This window comes from Brevibacterium sp. 91QC2O2, assembly GCF_024580695.1.
In the GTDB taxonomy this organism is placed as follows: domain Bacteria; phylum Actinomycetota; class Actinomycetes; order Actinomycetales; family Brevibacteriaceae; genus Brevibacterium; species Brevibacterium moorei.
Map to the genome: position 1 here is coordinate 23797 of NZ_JANIJY010000029.1, position 7243 is coordinate 31039.

7 protein-coding genes and 1 tRNA gene are annotated in these 7243 nt (G+C 65.6%); 2 read left to right on the forward strand and 6 right to left on the reverse strand.

What is annotated here, in order from left to right:
• Positions 1–14 precede the first annotated feature (14 nt).
• Complete coding sequence (locus tag NQ036_RS14155) at positions 15–1271, forward strand: EAL domain-containing protein (protein ID WP_257049692.1); 1257 nt, start codon at positions 15–17, stop codon at positions 1269–1271.
• An 18-nt stretch (positions 1272–1289) separates the two neighbouring features.
• On the opposite strand, the gene NQ036_RS14160 is transcribed toward NQ036_RS14155, so the two are convergent.
• Positions 1290–1366, reverse strand: a tRNA-Ile gene (locus tag NQ036_RS14160).
• 220 nt (positions 1367–1586) lie between these two features.
• On the opposite strand from NQ036_RS14160, the gene NQ036_RS14165 reads away from it, so the two are divergent.
• Positions 1587–2078, forward strand: a complete 492-nt coding sequence (locus NQ036_RS14165; protein ID WP_257049693.1) for a DUF3145 domain-containing protein — start codon at positions 1587–1589, stop codon at positions 2076–2078.
• 83 nt (positions 2079–2161) lie between these two features.
• Here NQ036_RS14165 and fabF read toward each other — a convergent pair whose 3' ends face one another.
• The 5 genes from fabF to NQ036_RS14190 form a co-directional block, all read right to left on the reverse strand.
• Positions 2162–3403, reverse strand: a complete 1242-nt coding sequence (fabF, locus tag NQ036_RS14170; RefSeq protein WP_257049695.1) for a beta-ketoacyl-ACP synthase II — start codon at positions 3401–3403, stop codon at positions 2162–2164.
• 80 nt (positions 3404–3483) lie between these two features.
• The gene (locus NQ036_RS14175) at positions 3484–3735 is read right to left on the reverse strand and encodes an acyl carrier protein (RefSeq protein WP_257049697.1); all 252 of its coding nucleotides are present in this window, start codon (positions 3733–3735) and stop codon (positions 3484–3486) included.
• Between the two features lie 118 nt (positions 3736–3853).
• The gene (locus tag NQ036_RS14180) at positions 3854–4855 is read right to left on the reverse strand and encodes a beta-ketoacyl-ACP synthase III (RefSeq protein WP_257059717.1); all 1002 of its coding nucleotides are present in this window, start codon (positions 4853–4855) and stop codon (positions 3854–3856) included.
• Between the two features lie 32 nt (positions 4856–4887).
• Complete coding sequence (locus NQ036_RS14185) at positions 4888–5808, reverse strand: ACP S-malonyltransferase (RefSeq protein ID WP_257049701.1); 921 nt, start codon at positions 5806–5808, stop codon at positions 4888–4890.
• A 75-nt stretch (positions 5809–5883) separates the two neighbouring features.
• The gene (locus tag NQ036_RS14190) at positions 5884–7107 is read right to left on the reverse strand and encodes a CdaR family transcriptional regulator (RefSeq protein ID WP_257049699.1); all 1224 of its coding nucleotides are present in this window, start codon (positions 7105–7107) and stop codon (positions 5884–5886) included.
• Between the last annotated feature and the right edge of the window lie 136 nt (positions 7108–7243).

The window sequence follows — 7243 nt, forward strand, 5'->3', positions numbered from 1 at the left end:
TGGAGGGAAACAGCATGACTGGACCGGGTCCGCACGTCGACGAACAGACCGCCCATATTGAGCGTCTCATCAGGTCCGGCTTGGTCGATACGTACTTCGCCCCGGTCATCGACCACATGACCGGGCAACAGGCCGGTTATCGGTTACAGCACGTCGACCATGAGAATCCGCAGCCGGATATGGGTGATACATCCCAGTTGCGGCGCGCAGTCCGTGACTCCCCGATGGTGGGGGACTTCGACGCCTCCTTCCGTGCGTCCGGACTGCGTGCGGCGGAAGCAGCGGGGTTGCCCCGGCACACCCGCTTGTTCGTCACGGCGGAACCCGCCTCGCTGGCCCTGCTCGAGGACCGGACCGACGAACCCGAGAGGTCGGTCATCCTGCAGCTGGACCCGGCGTCGATCGCGCGGGACCCTGCGGTTGTGTTGCGATCGGTCCGCCAGGCCAGGACGCTGGGCTGGGGGATCGGGGTGCGCTCCGTCGGGTTGACCTCCGAGACGCTCGGCTTCATCCCGGTCGTCAATCCATCGGTGGTGAGCCTGCATCGCGATGTGCTGCAGATTCGCGATCCTCACTATCTGGCAGAGCTGACGCATGCGCTGATGTCCCACGTCGAACGGACGGGGGCCGTGATCCTTGCCGAAGGAGTGGAAACCGAGGCCGATCTGGAATTGGTCGATGCCCTGGGCGCCCGGTTCGTCTCCGGCTCACTCTACGGTGCGCTGTCGGCCACCCCGGAGCCGGTCGCCAGCCCGCCCGACGATCCGGTATCCCTGCACACCACGCGCAACGCTCTCATCACCGGTACGCCGTACTCGGTGGCCCAGGGCCTGGGACGCGATCCGTTGGTGATGGGGGAGGAGCTGCTGGCGGCCCATATGGAGACGGTTCTCTCCCGGGCACAGTCCACCGGGGGTACAGGTATGTGCTTGGCGGTGTTCGCCGATGACGAGGACCTCACTGCGCCGATGGCCGATCGGTTGATCAGACTACGGGACTCCTGCGGATTCGTTGGGGTATTCGCCGGAGGTCTGCGGGAGGCCCCGGTCCCAGGGGTTCGCAGTGCCCCTCTGGACGATTCGGACGCACTGCGCGGAGAGTACTGCGTGTTGCTGTTGGCAGCGGACGGCTGCTCGATGATCAGTGCGCACAGGATGCCCAACCCGGGTTCCGACGGCAGGACTGAATACGAGGCCTATGTCACACGAGACGTCCATGCCGTCGTCGACGCGGCCAAGGGCCTACTGACCCGGCTGCGGCCCGAGGCGTAGCGCGCCCGGCGCGGCATCTGGTGCGCCCGGTGGGACTTGAACCCACGACCAAAGGATTATGAGTCCCCTGCTCTAACCAGCTGAGCTACAGGCGCAGGGTGTTTGCGTATTGCGCACACCGCGTTCGATCATAGCAGCAGTGGGCCGTGGACTCATATCCGCGCGCCCCATTCGGATTTCCGGTCGGATATATGGTCGAGCGCCGCCCGGATAGCCTGTTGTGGCTATACAGTGGGTGTCGTAGGATTATCGCGTGCCTCTTTTCGGATCCGTAGGGGAAGACGTATCCGGAACAGTGGGAGGTAGAAAATGAATATGACTGAAGGTGTGCTCTTCGTGCACTCTGCTCCGCGTGCTCTCTGCCCTCATATCGAATGGGCGGCCGGGGGCGCAATCGGTGCTCAGGCGAAATTCGACTGGAGTCCGCAGCCAGCGGCCCCCGGTACCTTCCGCGCTGAGATCTGCTGGCGAGGCCCAGCGGGTTCCGGTGCGAAGATCGCTTCCGCCCTGCGCGGTTGGGAGGGAGTGCGTTACGAAGTCACGGAGGAGCCCAGCGAGGGTCAGGACGGCTCTCGGTGGTCTCACACTCCCGGCCTTGGCGTCTATCACGCGTTGACGGATGCCTTTGGCAACATCGTCGTACCGGAGGACACGGTTCGCAATGCCATGCGCAGGGCGAACGGTGACTTCAGCGCTTTGGAAGAGGAAATGTCCAAGGTGCTCGGTGCTGCGTGGGATGACGAACTTGAACCCTTCCGTCACGCCGGTGAAGGTGCTCCCGTGCGTTGGCTGTCAAAGGTCGGCTAAGGAACAGCTCACCGGATATACACTGCGGGCCCCGTACCTTTCCAGGTACGGGGCCCGCAGTCCGTTTGAGCGGTGCCGAGAAATCAGACGGACTTGAACGCGACGACGGCGTTGTGGCCGCCGAACCCGAACGAGTTGCTCAGCGCTGCGATATCGCCGGCCGGCAGCTCGGCAGGGGTGTCACGCGCGACGTTGAGGTCGATCTCCGGATCCATGTTCTCGATGTTGATCGTCGGTGGCGCGATGCGGTTCTTCAGGGCCAGCACGGTCAAGATGGCCTCGACCGCTCCGGCCCCGCCCAGCAGGTGGCCCGTCATCGACTTGGTGGCGGAGACGATGGCGTCCTGGCCGTGCTCGCCGAGCAGACGGTTGATCGCCTTGGACTCCGGCACGTCTCCCACCGGGGTGGAGGTCGCGTGCGCGTTGATGTGCTTGATGTCAGCGGCGGCCAGACCCGCCTGAGCAAGCGCCTCCTGCATGGCGGCCAGGGCCTCGTCACCCGAAGGATCGGTACCGGTGATGTGGTAGGAGTCATCGGAGATGCCCCAGCCTGCCAGCTCCGCGTAGATCGTGGCACCACGTGCCTCGGCGTGCTCGCGCGTCTCCAGCACCAGTGCGCCGGCGCCCTCGCCCATGACGAACCCGTCGCGGTCCTTGTCGTAGGGGCGTGAAGCGGTCTGCGGCGAATCGTTGCGCCGCGACAGGGCCCGCATCGAGGAGAAGGCGGACATGCAGATCGGGTGGATCGCAGATTCGGATCCACCGGCGACCACGACATCGGCCTGCCCCGAGGTGATGAGATCGAAGGCCCGGCCCAGGCTCTCGGTAGAGGAGGCGCAGGCGGAGACCGCGGTCTGCACCGCGCGCCGCGCGCCGAACTCCATGCCGATCGCAGCGGCGGGGCCATTGGGCATGAGCATCGGGACGGTCAACGGCATCACCCGACGTGATCCCTCCTCCCGCAGGGTGTCCCATGCGTTGAGCAGGGTCCACACGCCACCGATGCCGGTACCCCAGGACACGGCGAGGCGCTCGGACGGCACCTCTTCCAGACCGGCGTCCTCCCAGGCCTCCTTTGCGGAGATCAGGGCGAACTGGCTGGACGGGTCCAACCGCTTGGCCTGCACACGGCTCAGCCGTTCGGAGACCACCGACTGGTCGACGGTCGCCGCGAAGTTCACGGGAATGCCGTAGTTCTCCGCCCAGTCGTTGTCCATAGTGCGCGCGCCGGATGTGCCGGCCAGCGCGGCGTCCCAGGTTTCGGCCGCGGTCGTGCCGATCGGCGTGACCGCACCGATGCCGGTGATGACAACTTGAGAAGTCATTGGTTATACCTCGTCGAATAGTCGGGAAGGGAAAACAGCGGGACGGCGGCAGTCAAGCCGCCGTCCCGCTCGACCTTGGGTCAGGCCTGCTGTGCCTTGACGATGTAGTCGACGGCGTCCTGAACCGTGATGAGGTCCTTGACGTCATCATCGGGGATCTTCACGCCGAACTTCTTTTCGGCGTTGACGACGATGGTCATCATCGAGATCGAGTCGATGTCCAGGTCATCGGTGAAGGACTTGCCTGCTTCGACGGCGTCGGTCGCCAGACCGGTCTCTTCGTTGACGATTTCGGCCAGTCCGGCCAGAACTTCGGCTTCAGTGTTAGCCATGGAATATCTCCTTATAGTGTGGTCACACGCATGTGACCGTGGTGTGGAACGAATATTCGACGAGTTGTCCCCGATGAATAATACGCGAATATGGTGATCTGCCCAGAATCCGGGGTGCTCAGGGAAGGACGACGACCTGCGCGCCGTAGACGAGCCCGGCGCCGAATCCGATCTGCAGGGCAAGGCCGCCGTGCAGTTCCGGGTGTTCGCGCAGCAGGCGTTCTGTGGCCAGCGGGATCGATGCGGCCGAGGTGTTGCCGTTATCGGCGATATCACGGCCGACGATCACGGACTCCGGCAGTTTGAGCTGTTTGGCCAGCTCGTCGATGATGCGCATATTGGCCTGGTGTGGAACGAATGCAGCCAGGTCGGACGCCTCGATCCCGGCTTCAACCAGGGCCTGCTTGGCGACCTCCGCCATATCCCAGACCGCCCAGCGGAAGACGCTTGGCCCCTCCTGGCGCAGGGTCGGGAACGGTGTGCTGGGATCCTCCTTGAGGGCCAGGAAGCTGTTGGTCAGCCGGATGGTCTCCCAGTTCTCTCCCTTGGATCCCCAGACGCTCTTCGCGATTCCAGGGGTCTCGGAGGCGCTCACGACCACGGCGCCGGCGCCGTCGCCCAGCAGGAAGGAGATCGAACGGTCCGTCGGGTCGATGTAATCCGAGAGCTTCTCCGCGCCGATGACCAGGACGTTGTCCATCACACCCGAACGCACGAGGGCGTCCGCCTGGGCGATGCCGTAGCAATAGCCGGCGCAGGCGGCCGAAATGTCCCATGCCGGCACGTCTCCGGTGCCGAGCCTGGCGGTCAGCGCGCTGGCAGCCGACGGCGTCGGAATGCTGAAGGTGACTGTGGCGATGAGGATGCCATCGATATCGGCGGGCTTCAGACCGGCGTTGGCGATAGCCTCGTTCGCGGCCTCCTCCGCCATATCGAGCACCTGGACGTCCTTGTCGGCCCGATGGCGGGTGATGATGCCGGTGCGCTGCTGGATCCACTCGTCGGAGGAGTCGATGGGCCCGACGATATCGTCGTTGGTCACCGTGAGTTCGGAACGGTAGCCGCCGATACCGGAAATCCGTGAGAACCGGTTCGCCTGAGCGGTTTTGAGGGTGGGCATGAGAGAAGTACTTCCTTGCTGGGGGATGGGGGTCACTTGCCGGCGTGTGCGGAGACGAACGCCCGTGCGCCGTCGAGGTCCTGGGCCGACTTCACCGCGTAGGTTTCCACGCCCTTGAGCGCGCGACGGGCGATACCGGTCAGCGTGCCGCCGGGCACCAGCTCGAGCAGGCCGGTCACACCGGCGGCCAGCAGTGTCTCCTGGCACTTGTCCCAGCGCACCGGGTGGGTGACCTGGCTGACCAGCGTGTCGACGTACGCCCGGCCATCGGCCACGGCGGCGCCGTCGGCGTTGGACAGGATCGTGATCTGCGGATCGTGCACGGTGACATCGGCCGCGAACCGCGCCAACGCGGGCTGTGCCGAGGCCATATACGAGGTGTGGAACGCACCGGCCACCTGCAGCGGGATCACCCTGGCCCGCTCCGGCGGGTTCTCCTGGAAGGCTGCGATGGCCTCCAGCGCGCCGGCCGCGACGATCTGGCCGCCGCCGTTGACATTGGCCGGGGCGAGGCCGGCCGCCTCGATGGCTGCGATGACGTCCTCGGCCACGCCCCCGACCACGGCGGCCATGCCGGTCGGAGTCGCAGCAGAGGCCTCGGCCATGCCGGTGGCACGGATGTGGACGAAGCGCATCGCGTCTGCGGGATCGAAGATGCCCGCCAGCGCCGCGGCACCGATCTCACCGACGGAATGGCCGGCGAGGAAATCGGGGGAGGGGAGGTCACGGGTGATCTCCCGATAGGCCGCAATGGCCGAACCGACCAGCAGTGGCTGGGCGATCGATGTGTCCTTGATCGTCTCGTCGTCGGATTCGGTGCCGTGCGCAGCCAGATCGATCCGACCGGCCTCGGATAGTTCCTCCAGGCTGGCCCGGAACCCGGGCAGCTCGAGCCAGGAAGATAGGAAACCGGCCTTCTGGGCGCCCTGACCCGGGCATGCAATGACTAACACGTTGCTCACTCTCTTTGGTGACTAGACAACATTCTCAAACTAGTGCAGAACGGTGGTTCCGGCTCGATTCTTGTGTCATGCCGACAATTGACCGGCCTCGGACAGTCGACCGTAGACCAATGCGATCCGCAGGACGAAACCCTCCCGGGCGTGGGTGGGGTCAAGGCCGAGCACGTCGGTTATCTTGCGCAGGCGGTAACGCACGGTGTTCGGGTGGACGTCGAGCACCTTCGCGGTGGCCTCGAGTGAACCGCCGAACTCCAGATACGCCCCCACCGTCGTCAGCAATTGGCCATTGGCACTGGCCAGGGGCTCGAAGTAGCGCTCCAACAGGGTGCGCACGGCCTGCGGGTCACCGGCAATCGCGCGCTCGGGCAGCAGATCGTCCGCCTGAACCGGACGGGGCGTGGCGGGGCGGGCCTGCGCGGTGCGCAGTGCCCAGACCGCGGCGTTGGCCGAGGTGCCCGCTTCGGCCAGGGACGGCACCATCGGCCCGATGACCACATCCCCGGGGCCGAAGTGGGCCGCCAGAGCGTCTGCGGCCCCCGCGATATCGGTGGGGCCGCCCAGGACGACGAGCAGGCGGTCGTCGTGGATGCCCACGAGCGCATCCTCCGCCCACTTCTGTGCGGCCTGCCGGATTGCGTCGATGGCCTTGCGCGGGCGCCGCTTGGGGGCGCGGCCCATCAGCACACAGACTTCGGACTCGCTGCGCCAACCGAAAGCCGCGGAGCGGCTGGCCAATTCGTCTACGGAATCCCCTCGGACCAGCGCGTCGATGACGAGCGCCTCCAGACGGGCGTCCCAACTGCCGCGGGCCTCGGCCGCGCGGGCGTAGACATCTGCGGCGGCGAAGGCGATCTCGCGGCTGTAGATGAGGACCGCATCGCGCAGCTCGCGCTGTTCGGAGTGCCTGGCCAGATCGGTCACCCGCTCCTCCACGACCTCGACGACCACACGCAGCAACTGCAGGGTCTGTTGGAGGGAGACCGCTCTGACCAGCTCGCGCGGAGCCGAGGAGAAGATGTCCGCGATGACCTTCAGCGGGGCCGCCGGGTTCTTGTACCAGTCGATGAAGGACGAGATCCCGGAATTGGCGAGGACCACGACCCAACCGCGGTCGGCGTTGTTCATCTGGCGGAACCACGGCAGTTTGGTCTCAATGCGCTGCAGGGTGACCTTGGACAACATGGCCTGGCCCGCCTTGAGACGGCGTGCGGTCTCAACGCGATCGGCCGAGGTGGGTCGGGATTCGGCCGGATGCGGGGAGGTCGGAGTGGTGTGAGCTGCCTTGGGCATGAGCACCACTTTAGCCCACAGGTTCCAAGTGACTTGTCGATTCGGCACAGGATGTTTGGTTTTTCACACAGTCCGGTTGATGTAGTGAATGTACGGGGGCGGCGGTCCCGGCGGATCACTGTGGATCCGCCGGGAC

Excerpts from the sequence above, each read along its gene's own strand:
- NQ036_RS14175 (WP_257049697.1), bottom strand. The coding sequence starts at position 3,735 with ATGGCTAACACTGAAGCCGAAGTTCTGGCCGGACTGGCCGAAATCGTC.
- NQ036_RS14190 (WP_257049699.1), bottom strand. The coding sequence starts at position 7,107 with ATGCCCAAGGCAGCTCACACCACTCCGACCTCCCCGCATCCGGCCGAA.
- fabF (WP_257049695.1), bottom strand. The coding sequence starts at position 3,403 with ATGACTTCTCAAGTTGTCATCACCGGCATCGGTGCGGTCACGCCGATC.
- NQ036_RS14155 (WP_257049692.1), top strand. The coding sequence starts at position 15 with ATGACTGGACCGGGTCCGCACGTCGACGAACAGACCGCCCATATTGAG.
- NQ036_RS14180 (WP_257059717.1), bottom strand. The coding sequence starts at position 4,855 with ATGCCCACCCTCAAAACCGCTCAGGCGAACCGGTTCTCACGGATTTCC.
- NQ036_RS14165 (WP_257049693.1), top strand. The coding sequence starts at position 1,587 with ATGACTGAAGGTGTGCTCTTCGTGCACTCTGCTCCGCGTGCTCTCTGC.